19 protein-coding genes are annotated in these 20,661 nt (G+C 60.0%); 10 read left to right on the top strand and 9 right to left on the bottom strand.

Going from position 1 to position 20,661, the window contains the following annotated elements:
* The first annotated feature begins 215 nt into the window (after positions 1-215).
* The 5 genes from BLU01_RS01260 (at position 216) to hcnC (ending at position 5,158) form a co-directional block, all read left to right on the top strand.
* On the top strand, positions 216-1,154 hold the full coding sequence (locus BLU01_RS01260) for a hypothetical protein (protein ID WP_092269737.1): 939 nt from the start codon (positions 216-218) through the stop codon (positions 1,152-1,154).
* Between the two features lie 249 nt (positions 1,155-1,403).
* A complete protein-coding gene (locus BLU01_RS01255) occupies positions 1,404-1,943 on the top strand; it encodes a hypothetical protein (RefSeq protein WP_092269734.1) in 540 nt (179 codons plus the stop codon).
* A gap of 242 nt (positions 1,944-2,185) precedes the next feature.
* The gene (locus tag BLU01_RS01250; RefSeq protein ID WP_092269730.1) at positions 2,186-2,500 is read left to right on the top strand and encodes a (2Fe-2S)-binding protein; all 315 of its coding nucleotides are present in this window, start codon (positions 2,186-2,188) and stop codon (positions 2,498-2,500) included.
* Positions 2,497-3,906: a cyanide-forming glycine dehydrogenase subunit HcnB gene (gene hcnB / locus BLU01_RS01245; RefSeq protein ID WP_092269727.1), complete on the top strand. Its 1,410-nt coding sequence runs from the start codon at positions 2,497-2,499 to the stop codon at positions 3,904-3,906. Before BLU01_RS01250 ends, hcnB begins: the two co-directional genes overlap by 4 nt.
* Entirely contained in the window at positions 3,899-5,158 is a 1,260-nt protein-coding gene (hcnC, locus tag BLU01_RS01240; RefSeq protein WP_092269724.1) for a cyanide-forming glycine dehydrogenase subunit HcnC, read from the top strand. Before hcnB ends, hcnC begins: the two co-directional genes overlap by 8 nt.
* Before the next feature lie 169 nt (positions 5,159-5,327).
* On the opposite strand, the gene BLU01_RS01235 is transcribed toward hcnC, so the two are convergent.
* On the bottom strand, positions 5,328-7,139 hold the full coding sequence (locus BLU01_RS01235; RefSeq protein WP_092269721.1) for a monovalent cation:proton antiporter-2 (CPA2) family protein: 1,812 nt from the start codon (positions 7,137-7,139) through the stop codon (positions 5,328-5,330).
* 219 nt (positions 7,140-7,358) lie between these two features.
* Between BLU01_RS01235 and BLU01_RS01230 the strand changes: the two genes are divergently transcribed.
* On the top strand, positions 7,359-8,273 hold the full coding sequence (locus BLU01_RS01230; RefSeq protein ID WP_092269718.1) for a LysR family transcriptional regulator: 915 nt from the start codon (positions 7,359-7,361) through the stop codon (positions 8,271-8,273).
* 3 nt (positions 8,274-8,276) lie between these two features.
* Here BLU01_RS01230 and BLU01_RS01225 read toward each other — a convergent pair whose 3' ends face one another.
* Together BLU01_RS01225 and tcuC are read right to left on the bottom strand one after the other, a co-directional pair.
* On the bottom strand, positions 8,277-9,053 hold the full coding sequence (locus tag BLU01_RS01225) for a substrate-binding domain-containing protein (RefSeq protein WP_092269715.1): 777 nt from the start codon (positions 9,051-9,053) through the stop codon (positions 8,277-8,279).
* Between the two features lie 18 nt (positions 9,054-9,071).
* A complete protein-coding gene (gene tcuC / locus BLU01_RS01220; RefSeq protein WP_092269712.1) occupies positions 9,072-10,370 on the bottom strand; it encodes an MFS transporter in 1,299 nt (432 codons plus the stop codon).
* A gap of 258 nt (positions 10,371-10,628) precedes the next feature.
* Here tcuC and BLU01_RS01215 point away from each other — a divergent pair, with 258 nt between their 5' ends.
* Both BLU01_RS01215 and BLU01_RS01210 read left to right on the top strand, forming a co-directional pair.
* Complete coding sequence (locus BLU01_RS01215) at positions 10,629-10,937, top strand: RcnB family protein (protein WP_092269709.1); 309 nt, start codon at positions 10,629-10,631, stop codon at positions 10,935-10,937.
* A 206-nt stretch (positions 10,938-11,143) separates the two neighbouring features.
* Complete coding sequence (locus tag BLU01_RS01210; protein ID WP_092269707.1) at positions 11,144-11,482, top strand: FKBP-type peptidyl-prolyl cis-trans isomerase; 339 nt, start codon at positions 11,144-11,146, stop codon at positions 11,480-11,482.
* A 178-nt stretch (positions 11,483-11,660) separates the two neighbouring features.
* Here the strand turns inward: BLU01_RS01210 and BLU01_RS01205 are convergent, their stop codons facing one another.
* Positions 11,661-12,767, bottom strand: coding sequence for a cytochrome P450 (locus BLU01_RS01205; RefSeq protein WP_092269704.1), 1,107 nt, complete (start codon positions 12,765-12,767; stop codon positions 11,661-11,663).
* A 106-nt stretch (positions 12,768-12,873) separates the two neighbouring features.
* Positions 12,874-13,215: a hypothetical protein gene (locus tag BLU01_RS01200; RefSeq protein ID WP_092269701.1), complete on the bottom strand. Its 342-nt coding sequence runs from the start codon at positions 13,213-13,215 to the stop codon at positions 12,874-12,876.
* A gap of 157 nt (positions 13,216-13,372) precedes the next feature.
* On the opposite strand from BLU01_RS01200, the gene BLU01_RS01195 reads away from it, so the two are divergent.
* Both BLU01_RS01195 and BLU01_RS01190 read left to right on the top strand, forming a co-directional pair.
* On the top strand, positions 13,373-14,593 hold the full coding sequence (locus tag BLU01_RS01195; protein WP_092269698.1) for a putative DNA modification/repair radical SAM protein: 1,221 nt from the start codon (positions 13,373-13,375) through the stop codon (positions 14,591-14,593).
* Entirely contained in the window at positions 14,590-15,444 is an 855-nt protein-coding gene (locus BLU01_RS01190; RefSeq protein ID WP_092269696.1) for a TIGR03915 family putative DNA repair protein, read from the top strand. The genes BLU01_RS01195 and BLU01_RS01190 overlap by 4 nt, the downstream gene beginning before the upstream one ends.
* 176 nt (positions 15,445-15,620) lie before the next feature.
* Here the strand turns inward: BLU01_RS01190 and BLU01_RS01185 are convergent, their stop codons facing one another.
* The 4 genes from BLU01_RS01185 to BLU01_RS01170 form a co-directional block, all read right to left on the bottom strand.
* Positions 15,621-16,640, bottom strand: coding sequence for a branched-chain amino acid aminotransferase (locus BLU01_RS01185; protein WP_092269693.1), 1,020 nt, complete (start codon positions 16,638-16,640; stop codon positions 15,621-15,623).
* A 269-nt stretch (positions 16,641-16,909) separates the two neighbouring features.
* Positions 16,910-18,295: a dihydrolipoyl dehydrogenase gene (gene lpdA / locus BLU01_RS01180; protein ID WP_092269690.1), complete on the bottom strand. Its 1,386-nt coding sequence runs from the start codon at positions 18,293-18,295 to the stop codon at positions 16,910-16,912.
* A gap of 11 nt (positions 18,296-18,306) precedes the next feature.
* The gene (locus BLU01_RS01175; RefSeq protein ID WP_092269687.1) at positions 18,307-19,602 is read right to left on the bottom strand and encodes a dihydrolipoamide acetyltransferase family protein; all 1,296 of its coding nucleotides are present in this window, start codon (positions 19,600-19,602) and stop codon (positions 18,307-18,309) included.
* Positions 19,603-20,661: an alpha-ketoacid dehydrogenase subunit beta gene (locus tag BLU01_RS01170; protein WP_092269685.1), complete on the bottom strand. Its 1,059-nt coding sequence runs from the start codon at positions 20,659-20,661 to the stop codon at positions 19,603-19,605.

Genomic DNA, 20,661 nt, shown 5'->3' with positions numbered 1-20,661 from the left:
AGGGCGCTTAACACCGGATTCGCGCTTGCCGTCCAATGCATAAAACCCGCTGATATTAAGCAACTCTTGCAAATTGCATGGTCTTCAGAACATCTGATTTTTTAACCTTATGATTTATAACGAATTATTAAATTCGGACGACTGGCACGCTGCCTGCAATTCCTCTCCTGACAACAAGTTGTAACACCATCTTTCATGCCTGGAGCTGAACAATAATGAATAGATCTTCTGAGGGTTATTACGCTGCCGCAGATGAATCGAGCACGCTCTCGGGCGTGTCCTGGGGCGCGATTTTCGCAGGGGCTGCTGCGGCAGCGGCGTTATCGCTGATTCTGGTGCTGCTCGGCTTCGGTCTGGGCTTCTCGGCTGTTTCACCGTGGGCCAACGAGGGCGTCAGCGCCAAGGGCCTGGGCATTTCCACAATCGTCTGGCTGGCCGCAACGCAGATTATTGCTTCCGGGCTCGGTGGCTACATTGCCGGTCGTCTTCGTGTGAAATGGGCCAACATGCACGGCGATGAAGTGTATTTCCGCGACACCGCGCATGGCTTCCTCTCATGGTGTGTGGCGACTCTGGTGGCCGCGACGCTGATCGTCGGTTCGGTCAGCAGCATCGTCAGCGGTGGTGTGCAGGCCGGTGCAAGCGTTGCCGGTGGCGCCGCAAGTGCAATGACCCAAGCTGCAGGCACAGCCGCTGCCAATACTGACAGCGACCAGTACGGTTACTTCATCGACAGCCTGTTCCGCGATGATCGTCCAGCTGCCGTCAGCGATGACGCTGCACGTGGCACCGTGACCCGCATCTTCGTGCGCAGCCTGAGCAATGAAGGCCTGTCGCCGGAAGATCGTACCTACCTCGCACAACTGGTTGCCCAACGTACCAACCTGACTCAGGCAGATGCCGAGCGCCGGGTTGACGAAGTCTATGCCCGTGCCCAGAAAGCCGTTGCCGACGCTAAGGTTGCCGCTCAACAAGCTGCCGACACCGCCGCCAAAATTGCTGCCTGGACCGCGTTGTGGATGTTCGTTGCGCTGCTGGCCGGTGCGTTCTTCGCCAGTTTCGCAGCTACTTTCGGCGGTCGTCGTCGGGATGCCGTGGTGTATCTGGAATCCGATGCCTACGTGACCACCAACTCGCTGCCACCAGTTCGCTAATCAAGGAGAAATAACCATGCGCTCACTACTTCTGTTCTTTCTCGGCGTGCCGATCCCGATCATCATTCTGATCGCGCTGTTCATGCACTGATCCGTTTAATGCAATAACGCTTACGAGGCTCATGCCTCCGCCGCTTCTGCCCTTGGTAGAAGCGGCTTTTTGCATTTTGGGGCACTATGTAACCCGATGTATCCTTGTGGGAGCAGGCTCGCCCCTACATTATTTTTGTCGTATCAGGGAGTAACACGTTGGACAAGAAGGAAATCAAACGGCAACTCGTGGCGATGCTCGATGCCGGTCGCTCGAAAACCGAAACGTTCAAGACCTTTTCCGGTGGCGCGGTCAAGGATCGGGTGCTGGCCTACTGGATTGGCGCGCACCCGGACCCGGCGCGTACCGCGCAGCACCAAGGCAAAATGAAAATATTGCTGGCGCTGACGATTGCCCAAGCGGTGCTCGGCGCGATTGCCGGGTTCTTCCTCGGCATGATGATCGGGCCGATTGCGACGCTGTTTTTCACCCTGTTCGCGGCCGGCATTCCACTGCTGTTCGCCTACGGTTTCTACACCGTCAAAGCGCAGTTCTATACGGTCTACGTGATCCTTTCCCTCAGCCAGTTTCCACGTCTGTTCAAGGATTTTTCCGAGGACCCGGTGTCCGTGCTGATCGGTGCTGCGATCACCTTGGCAATGGTGTTTTTCGTGGCGTACATGAAAAACCTGCTGTTCCCTGACCTGGGTTTCATCGGCCCGAAAAAGATCAAGGGCCAGTTCGTATTTTCCGACTGACGAGCGGGTGGTAGCGGGGCAGGTTCAATGGCGTGGATCAATATTTCGCAATGAAATATCGCTTAACGTAAAAGACTAAGCCCTCGCTGCAGCTTCAACTACAGTGCATTGGCGCGCAGCTGATGCGCTGTCGGAGTACCGGTGCAGACCTGCGCGTTTTTCGCGGATCAGTTGTTCGGCAAGGTGTAGTGCAGCTTGGAGCTGACAAAATCCACCTGAAACTTTCACGGAAGAATCACGTAATGCAACCCTCAGACAGAACCTTCGATATCCAGCCGCTGGTGCGCGCGGATATGACTTTGCACATCAACGGCCAAGCGGTCAGCGCTGCCGTCGGCGAGACCGTCCTGACGGTCATTCAATCCCTTGGCATTCGCCAAGTGGCTCGCAACGATCACGATCAAATCAGCGGCGCCTATTGCGGCATGGGCGTGTGCCAATGCTGCCTGGTGAAAATCAACGGCCGGCACAAGCGCCGCGCCTGCCAGACCATTGTTCGTGATGGCATGACCGTTGAAACCCAAGTCAATCGCATTCCCGAGCAGGAGGTTTTATGAGCCTGCAACCGGTGATCGTCGGCGGCGGCCCGGCGGGCATGTCTGCGGCCATTGAACTGGCCCGGCACGGCGTGCGGTGTACCTTGCTCGAAGAAGCGTCGCGCCTTGGTGGCGTGGTCTATCGCGGACCGTTGCGTGACGGCGTTCAGCTCGATTACCTCGGGCCACGGTATTGCGAAGTGTTGGGCAAATTGCATGGCGACTTCCAGGAGCAATCCGGCCTGATCGATGTGCGCCTCAACCATCGGGTGGTCGGCGCCGAAGGCACGCGGGCGCTGGTGGTGCTGGATGGTGAAGAACGTTTGCAGGAGATCGAGTATTCGCAGTTGTTGCTTGCTGCCGGTTGCCACGAACGCAGTGTGCCGTTTCCGGGTTGGACCTTGCCGGGGGTGATTCTGCTTGGTGGTTTGCAACTGCAAATCAAGAGCGGCGTGGTCAAGCCGCAAGGTCTGGTGGTCATCACCGGCACTGGGCCGTTGTTGCCGCTGGTGGCGTGCCAGTTGCACGCGTCCGGGGTCACCGTGGCGGGGGTTTACGAGGCGTGCGCGTTTGGCAAGATTGCCCGCGAAAGCCTAGCGCTGCTGAACAAACCGCAGCTGTTTCTCGATGGCCTGAGCATGCTCGCGTTCCTCAAATTACACGGCATCCCGATGTTGTACGGCTGGGGCGTGGTCGAGGGGCAGGGCGACAACGAACTGCAATCCGTCACCGTCGCGCCGTATTCGCGCGACTGGACGGCGGATTTGAGCCGTGCACAAACCATTGCCGCGCAGACCCTGGCGGTCGGCTACGGGTTTATCCCGCGCACTCAACTCAGTCAGCAAATGGGCCTGAACCACGGGTTCAGCGACGACGGTTACCTGCGCGCCCAGTCGAACATTTGGCAGCAGAGCAACGAACCGCACGTGCATCTGGCCGGGGACATGGGTGGCATTCGTGGCGGTGAAGCGGCGATGCTCGCCGGGCGAATTGCCGCGACCTCGATACTGCTGCAACGCGAGGTGCTGGACCCGCAATTGGCGTTGCTGCGGCGAGACCGCTACCTGGCGAAACTCAAGTCGATTGTGCGTTTCCGCGCGGCGGTCGATCGTTACACCGAGCGCGGCGCCGGGCAGACCGCATTGCCTGCTGCCGAAACAGTGATCTGCCGTTGTGAACACGCGACTCGCGCCGACATCGACCGCGCGCTGCAGCAAGGCGTGCAAGACATGGCCAGCCTGAAAATGCGCACCCGCGTGAGCATGGGCGATTGCCAGGGGCGCATGTGCGTCGGCTACTGCAGCGACCGCTTGCGCGAAGCCACCGGGCGCCAGGACGTTGGCTGGTTGCGCCCGCGCTTTCCGATCGACCCGATCCCGTTTTCCGCTTTCCACAACGCCGCCACGGAGGGCGCCGATCATGAGTAAGTTCTATGACGTGGTCATCGCCGGTGGCGGTGTAATCGGTGCGTCTTGCGCCTATCAATTATCCAAACGCAAAAACCTCAAAGTGGCGCTGATCGACGCCAAGCGTCCGGGCAACGCGACCCGCGCATCGGCGGGCGGTTTGTGGGCGATTGGGGAGTCGGTCGGCTTGGGCTGCGGAGTGATTTTCTTCCGCATGATGTCGGCCAATCGCAAACGCGAAGCCCAGGGTTCGGCGGTAGTGGTCGATTCGAGCACGCCGCACATCCTGCCGCAGTCGTTCTTCGATTTTGCCTTGCAGTCCAACGCGCTGTACCCGGCCCTGCACAAAGAGTTGCAGGACAACCACGGGATGGATTTCAAGTTCGAGAAAACCGGACTGAAGTTCGTGATTTACGACGACGAAGATCGGCTCTACGCCGAGCACATCGTGGCGTGCATTCCGCATCTGGCCGAACAAGTGCGCTGGCTCGATCAAGCCGCACTGCGCGAGGCCGAGCCAAGCGTCAGCCATGAGGCGAGGGGCGCGCTGGAGTTTCTCTGCGATCATCAGGTCAGCCCGTTTCGCCTCGCCGATGCCTACACCGAAGGTGCGCGGCAGAATGGTGTCGATATGTACTTCAACACCAACGTCACCGGCGTGCTGCATCACGGCTCGCGGGTGACCGGGGTGCAAACCGCCGAGGCCGGGGTGTTCCATTGCGACACGTTGATCAACGCGGCGGGGGCGTGGGCGGCTGATTTGAGCGAACAGGCCACCGGCATCCGGATTCCGGTGAACCCGGTCAAAGGTCAGATTCTGCTGACCGAGCGCATGCCGAAGATCCTGCGCGGCTGCCTGACTACCAGCGATTGCTACGTGGCGCAGAAGGACAACGGCGAGATCCTGATCGGCAGCACCACCGAGGACAAAGGCTTCGACGTCACCACCACCTACCCGGAAATCGCCGGACTGGTGCAAGGCGCGGTGCGCTGCATTCCGGAGCTGGCCGAGGTAAACCTCAAGCGCACCTGGGCCGGATTGCGTCCGGGCTCGTCGGATGAGTTGCCGATTCTCGGGCCAATGAACGGGGTGGAAGGCTATCTGAATGCCTGCGGACATTTCCGCACCGGCATTCTGACGTCGGCGATTACCGGGGTGTTGCTGGACAAGCTGATCAACAACGAACCGCTGCCGCTGGACATCACACCGTTTTCGGCGGATCGCTTTCAAGCCAGGGCGGCAGTCGCAAACAAAGAACTGGAACTGGCCTGATGAACTGTGGGAGCCGAGCTTGCTCGCGGTAGCGGTGGGCCAGCTGATATTGCGCTGTCTGACACCGCGCCATCGCGAGCAAGCTCGGCTCCCACAGGTCCGCGGCAAGGCTCAGATCCCTGGTGGGAGAGAGCCTGCTCGTGAACAGGATTTGTTGACCGCCTGCGGCTTAAACCTTGCCCGATTCCTGCTCTTCCAATTGATCCGACTCAAACAATCTGGCCAATTCCGCCCGGGCTTCCTGGGCGGTTTGCAGGACTTTGGCGGCGTCGTCGTAGATAGCATGCTGGGCTTCCAGCACCTGTTCGTCGTGATGCTTGAAGCGCTTGATCCGCGCATCCGCCTGCGCTTGCGTCAGGCCCAACCCGACCAGTGTGCGACGGCTCATTTCCAGGCTCGAGTAATAGGTTTCGCGCACCGCTTCTGCGCCCAGATCGACCAAACGGTGAACGTGCTGACGGTTACGCGCCCGCGCGATGATTTTCATGTGCGGGTAGAGCTTGTGCACCAGTTCAGCGGTTTTGATATTGGTGTCCGGATCGTCGGTGGCGATGACGAAATATTCCGCTTCCCCAACCTTCGCCGCACTGAGGATTTCCGGGCGCATCGGGTCGCCGTAAAACACCGGCACACCGCCGAAGCTGCGCGACAGTTCAATGGTTTCCACCGAGGTGTCCAGCGCAACAAACTTGATGTTCTGCGCGCGCAAGATACGCGCAACGATCTGGCCCATCCGGCCCATGCCGGCAATCACCACACGCGGCGCGTCGGTGTCGATTTCGCGGAATTTCTCCGGCACCACGACTGGCTGCACTTTCGGCGAATACAGCCGCGCGCATAACAGCAGCAACAGCGGCGTCACCGCCATCGACAGGGTGATGGTCAGCACCAGCAGGTCGTACAAACGTGGCTCGAACAGCCCTTGGTCGCGCCCGATCTTGAACACCACAAACGCAAATTCACCCCCGGCCGCGAGGACGATACCGAGGCGAATCGCACTGACTTTGCCCAGCCCACCGGCCAGGCGCCCAACTACAAACAGCAGCGGCAACTTGATCGCGATCAGCAACAGCGTCAGCCCGAGCACGGTGATTGGCGCGCTCAGCAGCAGGCTCAGGTTGGCGCCCATGCCGACGCTGATAAAGAACAAACCCAGCAGCAAGCCTTTGAACGGTTCGATCTGCGCTTCCAATTCGTGACGGTATTCAGAATCCGCCAACAGCAAACCCGCGAGGAACGCGCCCAGCGCCATTGACACGCCGACTTGATCCATCAGATACGCGGTGCCGATCACTACCAGCAACGCGGTGGCGGTCGACACTTCCGGCAGGCCGGTCTTGGCCACCACGCGAAACACCGGGCGCAGCAGGTAACGTCCGCCGATCACCACCACGGCGATACTGCCCAGCACACGCAAACCGTGATTCAAATCTTCGGCGGCCGTGGTGGTGTGATCACCGCCGGCGAGCAGCGGCACCATCGCGATCAGCGGGATCGCGGCGATGTCCTGAAACAACAGAATCGCGAAGGCCAATCGCCCATGAGGACTGGTCAGTTCCTTGCGTTCGGCCAGGCTTTGCAAGCCGAATGCAGTGGAGGACAGCGCCAGGCCCAGGCCTAACACGATCGCGCTGTTCAACGGCTGGCCGAACACGAACAACGCCAGCACACCAATCACCGAACCGGTCAGCAACACCTGCGCCAGCCCGACGCCAAACACCGATTTGCGCATCACCCACAAACGCCGCGGCGACAACTCCAGACCAATGATAAACAGCAGCAACACCACGCCCAGTTCAGAAATATGGCTGACGCTTTGCGGGTTGCCGATCAACCCCAGCACCGACGGCCCGATAATCACCCCGGCAAACAGGTAACCCAGCACCGCACCCAATTGCAGGCGTTTGGCCAACGGCACGGTGAGCACCGCCGCGAACAGAAACACGACAGCGGCTTGCAACAAGTTGCCTTCATGGGGCATGACAAAAACTCCAACGACTCGATACGGCGGGGGCGACAAGGATAAAGGCTGAGGCCGCAGGCGTCAGCTGCGCATTCGCCAGCGCCACCTCATTCCCCTGTAGGAGTGAGCCTGTTCGCGAAGGCACTCTCCAGCCAACCCAACCTTCGGCACATTCTGCATCAATTGGTTACATTCATAGGATAAGCTGATCAGTCTGTCTGTTTTCGAGTGCGCACCATGGCGATCAATTTCGACCTCAACGATCTGCAAGCCTTCCGCGCGGTGGTCGAGCAGGGCAGCTTTCGCAAGGCTGCCGATACCGTGCGCATTTCCCAACCGGCGCTGAGCCGGCGCATCGAAAAACTTGAAGAGGCGCTAGGGGTAAAACTGTTCGAGCGCACCACGCGCAAGGTCAGCCTGACCCAGGCGGGGCGCGGCTTCATCCCCAGCGTCGAGCGTTTGCTGGATGATCTGGACGTGGCGCTGTTGGGCATCAGCGAAGTGGCCTCGACCCGGCTCGGCCACGTCACGGTCGCCTGCGTGCCGTCGGCGGCGTACTACTTCATGCCGCGAGTGGTCGCCCGTTACCATCGGCAGTTCCCCCGAATCAAGGTCAAAGTCCTCGATTCCAGCGCCCACGACGTGCTTAGCGCCGTGGTCAACGGCGAGGCGGATTTCGGTTTGAGTTTTATGGGCACGCTGGAGGCCGAAGTCGATTTCGAACCCTTGGTGCAAGAAGGCTACGTGGTCGCCTGCCGCCGCGATCACCCGTTGGCCGAGCGCCGCAGCGTGACGTGGGACGAGTTTTATCGACAGGATTACATCTCGCTCGACAAGACTTCGGGCAACCGTTTTCTGCTCGACCAGGCGTTGGCCGGCGTGGTCCCACAACGCCCGAGCATCTGCGAAACCCGCCACGTCACGACCATGATCGGATTGGTCGAAGCCGGACTGGGGGTGGCCGCAGTGCCGCTAATGGCGATGCCGGCCGAGGATCATCCAATTCTCACGCGCGTGCCGCTGACCGACCCGCAAGTGATGCGCAGCGTCGGGCTGATCAAGCGCCGGGGTCGCACCTTGACCCCGGCAGCCCTGGAACTGGAACGTCTGGTGGTCGAAATGAAAGTTCAGCCGGCAACGCTCAACAACTGACGGTTAACGACTGACCGAATCCAGCCCGGTGCTCTGCACTTGCGGCTGAACGGCCGGGGAGGCCAGGAAGCTCAGCAAGGCCTTGGCTTGCGCCGGATGTTGCGCGCCGACCGGAATGCCCGCAGCGAAACGCGTCACCGACTGCATCGATTCCGGAATCTTTGCGACAAAACTCACACCGGGTACTGGCAGCAATTCGCTGACCTGCTGGAAACCCAATTGATAGTCGCCCGTGGCAACCACCGAGCCGACCGGAATCTTCGCGATCATCTTCGATTTGGGTTTGAGTTGGTCCTCGATGCCCAGGCGCTTGAACAGTTGCTGCTCGATGTAGACACCGCTGGCGCTATCGGAATACGCCACCGATTGCGCGTCAAGCAGGGTCTTTTTCAACGCCGCTTCGGAACTGATGTCGGGTTTCGCCGCGCCGTTACGCACCACCAGACCGATCCGCGAATCCGCCAGTTCGACTCGCGAGGCCGGGTCGACCTTGCCTTGTTTGATCAGCTCATCCAACGCGTAACCGACCATGATCACCACATCAGCCTTTTCGCCGCGCGCCAGACGATTGGGGATCGCCTCGGGTGCCTTGCCCATCGACGGCCCAAGCGCTGTGTCCAAAGTGTGGCCGGTGGCCGCAGCGAATTCCGGGCCGAGAATTTTGTAGGCCGCGGTAAACCCGCCCGAGGTCATCACCCGCAGCTCTTCAGCCTGGGCAACGCTGCTCAATCCAAGGCTGGCGACCAGGGCCAGCGCGGCGAAGTTGAATAGTTTTTTCATCAGTTGATTCTCAAAAAGTCAGGATTGCGAAAGAGCCGATTGCAGGCGACCAGTCGAACGGCGATACAGAAACAGCGTCGCGCACAACGCGCAGAGTGCGGCGAAACTCATCCAGTAACCGGGCGCGGCTTTGTCGCCGGTGTACTCGATCAGCAACGTCGACATGGCCGGGGTGAAACCACCGAACACCGCCGTGGCTAGGCTGTACGCCAGGGAAAAACCGGCGACCCGCACCTCTACCGGCATGATTTCGGTGAGGGCGGCAATCATCGCGCCGTTGTACAAGCCGTAGATGAACGACAACCACAGCAACACCAGCAGCATGTTGAGGAAACTCGGCGCGTTGACCAGGTACGTCAGCGCCGGATAAGCCGTGGCCAGGGTCAGCAGCGCCATGGCGATCAGCACCGGACGCCGGCCGATGCGGTCGGACAACGCGCCGCCAATCGGCAACCAGAAAAAGTTCGAAACCCCCACCAGCAACGTCACCAGCAACGCATCGGCGGTGCTCAGGTGCAGCACGGTTTTGCCGAAGGTCGGCGCGTACACGGTGATCAGGTAAAACGCGGTGGTGGTCAGGGCGACCATCATCATCCCGGCAAACACAATCACCCAATTCTGCGCCAGCGTGCGAAACACCTCGCCCATGCTTGGGCGGTGTTTGCGCGCGGCAAACTCCTCGGTTTCTTCCAGGTTACGGCGCAGGAAGAAGATGAACGGGACGATCAGGCAACCGACAAAAAACGGAATCCGCCAGCCCCAATCGGCAATCATCGCCGGCGCCATCCACTGGTTCAGCCCATAGCCCAACCCTGCGGCGACAATGATCGCCACTTGCTGACTGGCCGACTGCCAACTGGTGAAAAAGCCCTTATTGCCCGGTGTCGCGATCTCCGACAGATACACCGACACACCGCCCATTTCCGCGCCCGCCGAGAAGCCCTGAAGCAGGCGGCCGATCAACACAATCGCCGGGGCAAACAGGCCGATGCTCTCGTAACCGGGCACCAGCACAATCAAAATGGTGCCGCTGGCCATGATCGACAACGTCACGATCAAACCCTTGCGCCGCCCGACATCGTCGATATACGCACCGAGCACCACGGCGCCCAATGGCCGCATCAGGAACCCGGCGCCGAACACCGCAAAGGTCATCATCAGGGAGGCGAATTCGCTGCTGGCCGGGAAGAACACAGCCGCGATCTGCGTGGCGTAGAAGCCGAAAAGGAAGAAGTCGAATTGTTCGAGGAAGTTGCCCGAGGTCACTCGGAAGATCGCCCCGGCTCGCGAACCACCGGAAGGAATTGCTGCAGTCATTTGATGTGTCTCCACCGCTTTTATGACGTGCGCCTCGTTGCAGCGGCGCACGGTTCTTATTGGGGCGGATAGTGGAGCAGGGCCATCGATATGTTAATTGCATTGTTGGCATGTATTGATGCGTGAAGCGGATCAATGTCTGGTCATGCGTTGAGCGGCCAAGCGTATTGTTCTGGCAAATTTGATCACCGCAGCAAGGAATGATTTGCCGCGCGCGCAGTCCGAACTTCAGTACCCAGACATCCCAGAGGTTTACCGATGACAAGCAAAACCCTTATCGCCAGCCTCGCCCTCGTCGCAGGCTTCGCCGCAGCCACTCCAATCGTTCAAGCGGCGGACAATCCGCAAAAAACCGTGCAGCCCGGGGTCAACAACAAACGCACCCTGGAAGTCGGTGACCGTGCCCCGGACATCTACCAGCGCAGCGAAAAAGCCCTGAAAAACTGGAAAGAAAAAGGTCTGCAATCGCCGAAGGCTGATTCGCAGTGGGTGCAGATCAATGACAAGTACATGATGGTGATGATCACCAACGGGACGATTGTGGATATTCGGCCGGTTGAGCGTTAGCCCCTGAATCAATTGTTTCGGCGCACGCTTGACGCTGACCGTTAGCGCGCGCCGGGCAGTCGTTTCCCATCGCTCGGCTCGGCGCGCAGACTTCCTTCACAGAAACCACTCCTCAAGACAGTTGCCAACTCCGCAAAATTCTGGGAAAACGGCGCCCATTCAGCCCTTGCGGCTAATGAACAAAACAGAACAGATGAGTGCGGGCAATGAACGAAGAACTTCAGGTAATCGATCTCGAATCGGGTGATGGCAAGGCTGCGGTAAAAGGCGCTTTGATCACCACGCAATACCGTGGATGGCTGGAGGACGGAACCGAGTTCGATTCTTCCTACAGTCGCGGCAAGCCCTTTCAGTGCGTGATCGGCACCGGGCGCGTGATCAAGGGCTGGGACCAGGGAATCATGGGCATGCAGGTCGGCGGCAAACGCAAGCTGCTGGTGCCGGCACATCTGGCTTACGGCGAGCGCAGCATGGGCGCAATCACACCGAATTCGAACCTGATTTTCGAGATTGAATTGCTGGAAGTGCTGACGCGCGATGATTGATCGGTGGTGGCGTGAATGACCAAACCCCGCTGGCTGAAGAGGTGTCACTGCTTTCATACCCAGTTCACCATGACTACGGGCTATATGACCGAGCGCAGCGATGGCGGAAGTCGCGACAGATTCGACGTCATTGTTGATGTATTTCAGACACAGGTCTTGAGCCCAGATTCTGTCTTGCTCATTCAAACCAATGGAAAACCGGAATCCGCCCGTTCAGCGAAGGGCGATAAACCCATGACAACCGCTCCAACGCTGGCTTCATCGCCAAAATCTGCGTCAGGGTGGCACTCGCAATCGTCAGCGCCAGCAATTGCCCGGGACATTGATGCCGACCTGCGCCGAAGCTAAAGCTGCGACGGTTCGGGCGGTCGATCAGGAACGTGTCGGGCTGTTCATTGAGCAACGGGTCGCGATTGGCGGAGGCTAGCAACAAAAGAATCGTGTCCCCGCGCGCCAGGCTGACGCGGTCAATTTCACACGCCGCAGCGACGAATCGACGAGTGTTTTGCACTGGCGGATCGAAACGTTGGACTTCGGCTAGAAATTCGTCGGCGCCACCCGGCAACGGCGGGTTTTGAATCAATGTCACCAACGCATTGCCAATCAACCCGGCCGTCGCCTCGCAGGTTTGCGAACAGAGCCCGATCAAGTTAGCGATCAGTGTCTCTCGATCCAGATCGCCGGCCCGCTGCCTGATGCCCGTTAGCAGTGAGCTGTGCACGCCCGGAATTTCAAGCAACTCTATGAAATACCCGCGCAACTGTTCAGTCGCCGAATGCGCCGCCGCCAGTTGCGCCGTCGTGCTCAGCGGTGACAGGCAAGCGACGAAGTCGGCTGTCAAATCGCTGATCATCCGTCCCTGATCGGGGGTAAATCCGAGCAGCGCTGCGACCACGCACACCGGGTCACGCAGCATCGCTTTGTTCAGGCCGTCGGCGTCCGCAGTGAGCAGTCGTGCGCGAACCAGCGCGCGTACTTCGTCCTGATCAATCATCGCCAGGCCCGGCTCGACTGCCGCGCGCGGACATTGCTGGCGCGGGCCGTCATTCATTCGCATCAGCCGACCGAACACTTCACCGGCCTCGCCATCGGCAATCGCCTTGGGCACCGGCTCGGCGAACGGGCGCACGTGGCAGTCGGGATGCGCCAGCACCGCGGCGACGGCGGCGGCGCTGCTCGCGACCCAAAGCTGCAATTGCTGATGAAAAACCAGTCCACCCGCGGCGCGCAGTTGCGCGTAATACGGATAAGGATCGGCGTGAGTCGCAGCGATGATCGGGTCCATGGGCCGCAGCCTTGTTCGTGGAGGAGAAAGTGTTGCCAAGTAGCGGACTTGCGCGGTCAGCGCCGACGGTTTGCGCGCACATGCCTGAAGCGGAACAAACGCTGTCCTACGCCCGAAAATCCCAGACTATTTCCACCACGCGAATCGCCAACACCAGATAAATCAGAAACAAAATCACCTGAAACGCCGTGTGGTAGGGCAACCGCGACAATCGCCGCATGCCATCGCTGACGTTGAGCAGCATCAACACTGCCGACAAGCCGATCAGCGCCCAACCGGCCAGATCCGCGGCCAGCAGCCCCATATATAGGTGATGGCTACTGTCGAGGGCATTGGTGCCCGCCGCGAACAATAACGCGCAGACCAGCAGGTTCTTGATGTTGTCGAACACCTGCGTGGTGAAGTCGGTGTCCAGCAAGGCCAGATACTTTCGCCAGAATTTGTTCATGGTCTTAATACCTGTCGGGGGCATTCACACGCGGCTAGTTTAGTGAGGAATCGGTCCATGCGCCGATTTCATCCGGTCCGACGGAAGGGTCTGTTGCCGGGTTGTGCGTCGGGAGCCGAGTCTATACTGTATATCTGAACAGTAAAAGGCTCTCCTCATGGAACTCATCGACAAGCTCAGCATTCTCGCCGACGCCGCCAAGTACGACGCGTCTTGCGCCAGCAGTGGCGCGCCCAAGCGCAGCTCCGAAGGCAAGAGCGGGCTGGGTTCCACCGATGGCATGGGCATTTGCCACAGCTACACGCCGGACGGGCGCTGCGTGTCGCTGCTGAAAATCCTCCTGACCAATTTCTGTCTCTACGACTGCCAATACTGCGTTAATCGCCGCTCTAGCGATGTACCTCGGGCGCGGTTCACGCCAGAAGAAGTGGTGACGCTGACCATGGATTTCTACCGGCGCAATTGCGTCAGCGGATTGTTCCTCAGTTCAGGGATCATTCGTTCCGCCGACTACACCATGGAACAACTGATCCGCGTAGCCAAACTGTTGCGCGAAGAGCACGAGTTCCGTGGCTACATTCATTTGAAGACGATTCCCGAAGCCGATCCAGCATTGATTGCAGAAGCGGGGCGTTATGCCGATCGCCTCAGCGTCAACATCGAATTGCCCACCGATGCCAGCCTGCAAACCCTGGCGCCGGAGAAACAACTGGGCTCGATCAAACAAGCGATGCAGACCATCTACACCGGCGAGCAGACTGTGCTGAACGAGCCTCGCGCACCGAAGTTTGCCCCGGCCGGGCAGAGCACGCAGATGATTGTCGGCGCCGACGACACCGATGACAGCACTATTCTGCACGGCGCCCAGGCACTTTACGGCAACTTCAAGCTGCGGCGGGTTTACTACTCGGCGTTCAGTCCGATCCCGAACAGCCCGAAAAGTGTGCCGCTCGCGGCGCCGCCGCTGATGCGTGAACACCGTTTGTACCAAGCGGATTTTCTCCTGCGCAGCTATGGCTTTACCGCTGGTGAGCTGTTCAAGGGGCCGGGGCATCTGGCGCTGGACATTGACCCGAAACTGGCTTGGGCGCTGGAGAATCGCGAGGTATTTCCGCTGGACCTGAATCGCGCCGAAGCCTCGTTGATCGCGCGTATTCCGGGGATTGGCTTGCGCACCACCGAGCGGTTGGTGGAGCTGCGCCGCCAGCGGCGTATTCGATATGAAGACCTGGCGCGCATGCGTTGCGTGTTGGCCAAAGCCAAACCGTTCTTCATCACCAGCGATTACCACCCGCAGCAGTCGGAAGTCACCAGCCATTTGCTTTATCAGCAACTGCGTGACCGGCCGCAGCCGCAACAAATGGGCTTGTGGGGATGATCAACCTCGATTGCGACGACCTCTTCGACCTCTGGCGCCAGCAGGCGCGCTGGTTGCTCAGCCATGAGGTTGATCCGAGTCTGGTCAGTTGGGCGTCGGAAGGTGTTGCCGACCTGTTCGCCAGCGATGATTCGCCGCCCGAGGGCCAAGGGCCGTTCCAGGCGCGTATTCCCATGGCGCTGCTGGGCATTCTCGAAAGCGCCTCACGCTATCGCGGTGATCAGCGCTGGAGCCTGCTTTACGAAGTGTTGTGGCGAGTCAGCCATGGCGATCGCACGGCGATGCTTGCCGGCGACAAGCTTGGCAGCGAATTGCAGCGGCGGATCAAGCAAGTGCAGCGCGAGGCCCATCACCTGCACGCGTTCGTGCGTTTCGTCGAGCGGCCGCCAAACGTCGAAGGTCCGCAATACGTGGCGTGGCACGAAGCAGCCCACGACATTCTGCACAGCGCGAGTGAGCACTTCATCGGTCGTATGGGCCGCCATCGCTGGTTGATCGCCACGCCACGCGACGGGGTTTATTACGACGGCGAACAGTTGATCCACGAACGTCAGTGCCCGATTGAATGGCAAAAACTGGCGCAGAACGTCGACGATCCGCACGGCGACATGTGGCTGACTTATTACAGCCACATCTTCAACCCGGCGCGGCTGAACCCGAAGGTCATGCAGGGCCATTTGCCGGCGCGGTTCTGGAAGAATCTGCCGGAAGGCGCGTTGATTCCCGGGCTGATCACTCAGGCACGAACCGGCAAGCAGCAGGACGGGCAGGCCAGCAGCATCAAGGGCAGGGGCGGTAAACGCATTGCGCTGGGCGATGGCGAGCGCGGTTCTGCGGTGAATTCGGAGTAACGACTTACCGTAGGAGCGAGGCTTGCCCGCGAAGGCGCCGGCACAGCCAACATCTATTTGACTGATACAGCGCTTTCGCGGGCAAGCCTCGCTCCTACGGAAAAGCAGTTTTCAGCACGCATAAAAAAGCCCCTCATCACCAAAGCAATGAGGGGCTTTTGGTAGCTGGCGTCAGATCAAACCTTGACGATCCAGCCCGCTGGCGCTTCGACGTCGCCGGTTTGCACACAGGTCAGCTCTTTGTAGAGCTTCTGGGTGACCGGGCCGACTTCGGTTTCGCTGTGGAACACGTGCAGTTTGTCGTTGTAGCTGATGCCGCCGATCGGGGTGATCACGGCAGCCGTACCGCAAGCGCCGGCCTCTTTGAAGTCCGAGAGCTTGTCGATGAATACGTCACCTTCGATCACTTCCAGACCGAGACGCGATTTCGCCAGCTCGATCAACGACAGACGGGTGATACCCGGCAGCACCGAAGGCGACTTCGGCGTGATGAATTTGTCGTCGTGGGTGATACCGAAGAAGTTGGCCGAGCCGACTTCTTCGATTTTCGAGTGGGTCATCGGGTCGAGGTAGATGCAGTCGGCGAAGTTGGCTTTCTTGGCTTGCGAACCAGGCATCAGGCTCGCGGCATAGTTGCCACCGACCTTGGCCGCGCCGGTGCCTTGTGGGGCCGCGCGGTCGAAGCTGGAAATCAGGAAGTTGTGCGGGGTCAGGCCGCCCTTGAAGTAGGCGCCGACCGGGATTGCGAAGATCGAGAAGATGAACTCGGGCGCAGTGCGCACGCCGATGTTGTCACCGACGCCGATCACAAACGGACGCAGGTACAGCGCGCCGCCGGTGCCGTAAGGCGGAATGAAACGCTCGTTGGCGCGCACCACGGCTTTGCAGGCTTCGATGAACTGCTCGGTTTCGACGAACGGCATCAGCAGGCGCGCGCAGCTGCGTTGCATGCGCAGGGCATTCTGATCAGGACGGAACAGGTTGATCGAGCCGTCCTTGCAACGATAAGCCTTCATGCCTTCGAAGCATTGCTGGCCATAGTGAAGGGCAGTCGAGCCTTCGCTGATGTGCAGCACGTTATCTTCGGTCAGGGTGCCTGCGTCCCACTCGCCATTGCGCCAGTACGACAGATAGCGTTTGTCGGTCTTGATGTAATCAAAACCCAGCTTGTCCCAATTGATGCTTTCGTTACCCATGACACCCTCTATCACTGAACAACCGTCGAAACGGTTCAAGGCTTCTGACGTTTTTTTGGATGGGGACAACAATACTTCATTCCGGGCCTAAATCGCAGCCCGGACTATTGGGTGATTGGCAGATAAATCGAGTCGCCTGCGAAAATCGCGAGCAAGCTCGCTCCCCCATTTGATCCCGGTCTGTCTTGACATCTACAAACACCACAAATCCCCTGTGGGAGCGAGCTTGCTCGCGATGAGGCCATCACTGACCCCATCAATCCCCCGGGTTACAGATGCAGCGCGTGCCCCAGCGCACGCAACGCCGCTTCCTGCACCGCTTCGCCCAGCGTCGGATGGGCGTGGATGGTGCCGGCGATGTCTTCCAGTCGGGCGCCCATTTCCAGGCTCTGGCCGAACGCGGTCGACAGCTCCGAAACGCCCACGCCTACCGCTTGCCAACCGACAATCAGATGATTGTCCCGACGAGCGACCACGCGCACGAAGCCGCTTTTCGATTCCAGGGTCATCGCCCGGCCATTCGCGGCGAACGGGAAACTCGAGACGATGCAGTCCAGGCCCGCAGCTTTGGCGTCGTCCGGCGTCTTGCCGACCACCACCAATTCCGGATCGGTAAAGCACACCGCCGCAATCGCCGTCGGGTTGAACTCGCGGGATTTACCGCTGATCAACTCGGCAACCATTTCGCCCTGTGCCATTGCGCGGTGCGCGAGCATCGGTTCGCCGCTGAGGTCGCCGATGGCGTAGACGTTGCGCATGCTGGTCTGGCAGCGGTTATCGATCTTGATCGACGAGCCGTTCATCGCCAGATTCAACGCTTCAAGGTTCCAGCCCTGCGTGTTCGGTTTGCGCCCGACCGCCACCAGTACCTGATCAGTTTCCAGGTTCAACGTGTCGCCGTTCGGGTCCAACACCTGAAGCATATTGCTTGAAGAATCAAAGCCTTGCACGCTGTGCTTCAAGTAAAGCTTTATCCCGAGTTGCTTCAGTGCCTCATTGACTGGCTGCGTCAATTCGGCGTCGTAGGCTGGCAGGATTCGATCCTGCGCTTCGACCACGCTGACCTCGGCGCCGAGTTTGCGATAGGCGATGCCCAGCTCCAGGCCGATGTAGCCGCCGCCTACCACGATCAACCGCTTGGGCACAGTTTTCGGCGCCACGGCTTCGGTGGAGGAGATGATCGGGCCGCCAATTGGCAGCATCGGCAGGTTGACGCTTTTCGAACCGGTCGCCAGCACCAGATGCTCGCACTGGATCCGCGTATCGCCGACGTCAACGGTCTTGCCGTCGACCACGTTGGCCCAGCCTTGAATGACCTGGACCTTGTGTTTCTTCAGCAATGCCGCGACGCCAGTGGTCAGGCGATCAACGATGCCGTCCTTCCACTCGACACTTTTGCTGATGTCGAGGGTCGGCGCGGAAACGCTGATGCCCAGCGCTGAATGTTGGCTGTGATGCTGGGTCTGATGAAACTGCTCGGCGACGTGAATCAGCGCTTTCGAGGGAATGCAGCCGATGTTCAGGCACGTTCCGCCCAACGATTGGCCTTCCACCAGAATGGTAGAGATGCCCAGTTGACCGGCACGAATCGCCGTCACATAACCGCCAGGGCCGCCGCCGATAATCAGCAGCGTGGTGTTCAAAGTCTGTTGCATAACTGCTCCAGTCAAAACGCATCCACAAACAGGGTGGCGGGTTGTTCGAGCAAGCCACGAATGGCCTGGATGAATTGCGCCGCGTCCATGCCATCGACCACGCGGTGATCGAAGGAACTGGAGAGGTTCATCATCTTGCGAATGACGATCTGGCCTTTGACCACCATCGGCCGTTCGACGATTTTGTTGACGCCGACGATCGCCACTTCCGGCAGGTTCAGCACCGGCGTGCTGACGATCCCGCCCAATGCGCCGAGGCTGGTCAAGGTGATGCTTGAGCCTGACAGCTCATCGCGGCTGGCCTTGCCATTGCGCGCGGCGCTGGCCAAACGGGAGATTTCCGCAGCGCTGTCCCACAAGCTGCGAGCCTCGGCGTGACGCACCACCGGCACCATCAAGCCAATATCGCTTTGCGTGGCGACGCCGACATGCACCGCACCGAGGCGGGTGATGACTTGCGCTTCGTCGTCGTAACGGGCGTTGATCTGCGGGAAGTCGCGCAGGGCGACGACCAGCGCGCGGACCAGGAACGGCAGCAAGGTCAACTTGCCGCGTGTTGCGCCGTGTTTCTCGTTGAGGTGCGCGCGCAGTTCTTCCACGGCGGTCACGTCGATTTCCTCGACGTAGCTGAAGTGGGCGGCGCGCTGAGTGGCGTCCTGCATGCGCTGGGCGATCTTGCGGCGCATGCCGATCACCGGGATTTGCTGCTCGTCGGTACGCTGGGCGTAAGCAGCGGGGGCGGTCGAAGCGTTCGTCTGACCTTGCGCCAGGTAGGCGTCGAGGTCTTCGTGCAATACGCGGCCGGCCGGGCCAGTGCCACGCACCAGACGCAACTGAATCCCAAGGTCGAGCGCATGTTTGCGCACGGCCGGCGAGGCCAGTGGGCGCTCATCGGCTTCACGGCCGACCATCGGGCCTTGGCACACAGCGGCTGGGCGCGCAGACGCGGCCGGTTTGCTTTCAACGACGGGTTCGACTTTGGTCGGCGCTGCAACTGGCGCTTCTTTAGCCGCAGCAATCGGCTGGGCCGACTCTTTATGCGCCGGCTCTTTATAGTTGCCCGCGCCTTCCACTTCGATGCTGATCAGAATGCTGCCAACCGCCATCACTTCGCCCGGCTGGCCGCCCAGCGAAATGACTTTGCCGTGTACCGGCGATGGAATATCGACCATCGCTTTGTCGGTCATGACGTCGGCCAGGACCTGATCTTCGACGACCATGTCGCCGACTTTGACGTGCCACACCGACAATTCGACTTCGGCAATGCCTTCGCCAATGTCCGGCATTTTAATAACGTGCGTGCCCATTCAGACCTCCATGACCCGTTTCAACGCCGCGCCCACTCGGGACGGCCCTGGGAAATACGCCCACTCTTGCGCGTGCGGGTAGGGGGTGTCCCAACCAGTGACGCGTTCGATTGGCGCTTCCAGGTAGTGGAAGCAATGCTCTTGCACCAGCGCGACCAGTTCGGCGCCAAAACCGCAGGTGCGCGTGGCTTCGTGAACGATCACGCAACGGCCGGTTTTCTTCACCGATTTGACGATGGTTTCAAGGTCCAGCGGCCACAGGCTGCGCAGGTCGATGACTTCGGCATCGACGCCGCTTTCTTCGGCGGCGACTTGCGAGACATAAACCGTGGTGCCGTAAGTCAGAATCGTCACTTCCTTGCCCGGGCGGGCAATGGCGGCGACGTCCAGCGGCACGGTGTAATAACCGTCCGGCACTTGTGCGGCAGGGTGTTTTGACCACGGCGTTACCGGGCGGTCGTGGTGGCCGTCGAACGGGCCGTTGTACAGGCGTTTTGGCTCAAGGAAGATCACCGGGTCATCGTTTTCGATGGAGGCGATCAGCAAGCCTTTGGCGTCGTAAGGGTTGGACGGCATCACCGTGCGCAGGCCGCAGACCTGGGTGAACATCGCCTCGATACTTTGGCTGTGGGTCTGGCCGCCATAAATGCCGCCGCCGCAAGGCATGCGCAGGGTCATCGGTGCGGTGAACTCGCCGGCCGAGCGATAACGCAGACGCGCGGCTTCGGAAATGATCTGGTCGGACGCCGGGTAGACGTAGTCGGCGAACTGAATCTCGGCCACCGGGCGCAAACCGTAGGCGCCCATACCGACGGCGACGCCGACGATGCCGCTTTCGGAAATCGGCGCATCGAACACGCGCGAGGTGCCGTACTTGTTCTGCAGGCCTTCGGTGCAACGGAACACGCCGCCGAAATAGCCCACGTCCTGGCCGAATACCACGACGTTATCGTCGCGCTCAAGCATCACGTCCATGGCCGAGCGCAGGGCCTGGATCATGGTCATGGTGGTTGTGGTCATGGCGGTTTCCAACTCGATTTGGTTGTTGTGATCGTTCAT

Origin of the sequence: Pseudomonas prosekii (assembly GCF_900105155.1) — a bacterium.
Classification (GTDB): Bacteria; Pseudomonadota; Gammaproteobacteria; order Pseudomonadales; family Pseudomonadaceae; genus Aquipseudomonas; species Aquipseudomonas prosekii.
Note: the sequence above shows the minus strand (reverse complement) of the source record. Positions and strands in the feature narration are given on the sequence as shown.

Excerpts from the sequence above, each read along its gene's own strand:
- BLU01_RS01200 (WP_092269701.1), bottom strand. The coding sequence starts at position 13,215 with ATGAACAAATTCTGGCGAAAGTATCTGGCCTTGCTGGACACCGACTTC.
- BLU01_RS01215 (WP_092269709.1), top strand. The coding sequence starts at position 10,629 with ATGACAAGCAAAACCCTTATCGCCAGCCTCGCCCTCGTCGCAGGCTTC.
- BLU01_RS01250 (WP_092269730.1), top strand. The coding sequence starts at position 2,186 with ATGCAACCCTCAGACAGAACCTTCGATATCCAGCCGCTGGTGCGCGCG.
- BLU01_RS01190 (WP_092269696.1), top strand. The coding sequence starts at position 14,590 with ATGATCAACCTCGATTGCGACGACCTCTTCGACCTCTGGCGCCAGCAG.
- BLU01_RS01170 (WP_092269685.1), bottom strand. The coding sequence starts at position 20,661 with ATGAACGATCACAACAACCAAATCGAGTTGGAAACCGCCATGACCACA.
- BLU01_RS01225 (WP_092269715.1), bottom strand. The coding sequence starts at position 9,053 with ATGAAAAAACTATTCAACTTCGCCGCGCTGGCCCTGGTCGCCAGCCTT.
- BLU01_RS01205 (WP_092269704.1), bottom strand. The coding sequence starts at position 12,767 with ATGGACCCGATCATCGCTGCGACTCACGCCGATCCTTATCCGTATTAC.
- BLU01_RS01260 (WP_092269737.1), top strand. The coding sequence starts at position 216 with ATGAATAGATCTTCTGAGGGTTATTACGCTGCCGCAGATGAATCGAGC.
- tcuC (WP_092269712.1), bottom strand. The coding sequence starts at position 10,370 with ATGACTGCAGCAATTCCTTCCGGTGGTTCGCGAGCCGGGGCGATCTTC.
- BLU01_RS01210 (WP_092269707.1), top strand. The coding sequence starts at position 11,144 with ATGAACGAAGAACTTCAGGTAATCGATCTCGAATCGGGTGATGGCAAG.
- BLU01_RS01195 (WP_092269698.1), top strand. The coding sequence starts at position 13,373 with ATGGAACTCATCGACAAGCTCAGCATTCTCGCCGACGCCGCCAAGTAC.
- BLU01_RS01185 (WP_092269693.1), bottom strand. The coding sequence starts at position 16,640 with ATGGGTAACGAAAGCATCAATTGGGACAAGCTGGGTTTTGATTACATC.
- BLU01_RS01175 (WP_092269687.1), bottom strand. The coding sequence starts at position 19,602 with ATGGGCACGCACGTTATTAAAATGCCGGACATTGGCGAAGGCATTGCC.
- hcnB (WP_092269727.1), top strand. The coding sequence starts at position 2,497 with ATGAGCCTGCAACCGGTGATCGTCGGCGGCGGCCCGGCGGGCATGTCT.
- lpdA (WP_092269690.1), bottom strand. The coding sequence starts at position 18,295 with ATGCAACAGACTTTGAACACCACGCTGCTGATTATCGGCGGCGGCCCT.
- BLU01_RS01235 (WP_092269721.1), bottom strand. The coding sequence starts at position 7,139 with ATGCCCCATGAAGGCAACTTGTTGCAAGCCGCTGTCGTGTTTCTGTTC.
- hcnC (WP_092269724.1), top strand. The coding sequence starts at position 3,899 with ATGAGTAAGTTCTATGACGTGGTCATCGCCGGTGGCGGTGTAATCGGT.
- BLU01_RS01230 (WP_092269718.1), top strand. The coding sequence starts at position 7,359 with ATGGCGATCAATTTCGACCTCAACGATCTGCAAGCCTTCCGCGCGGTG.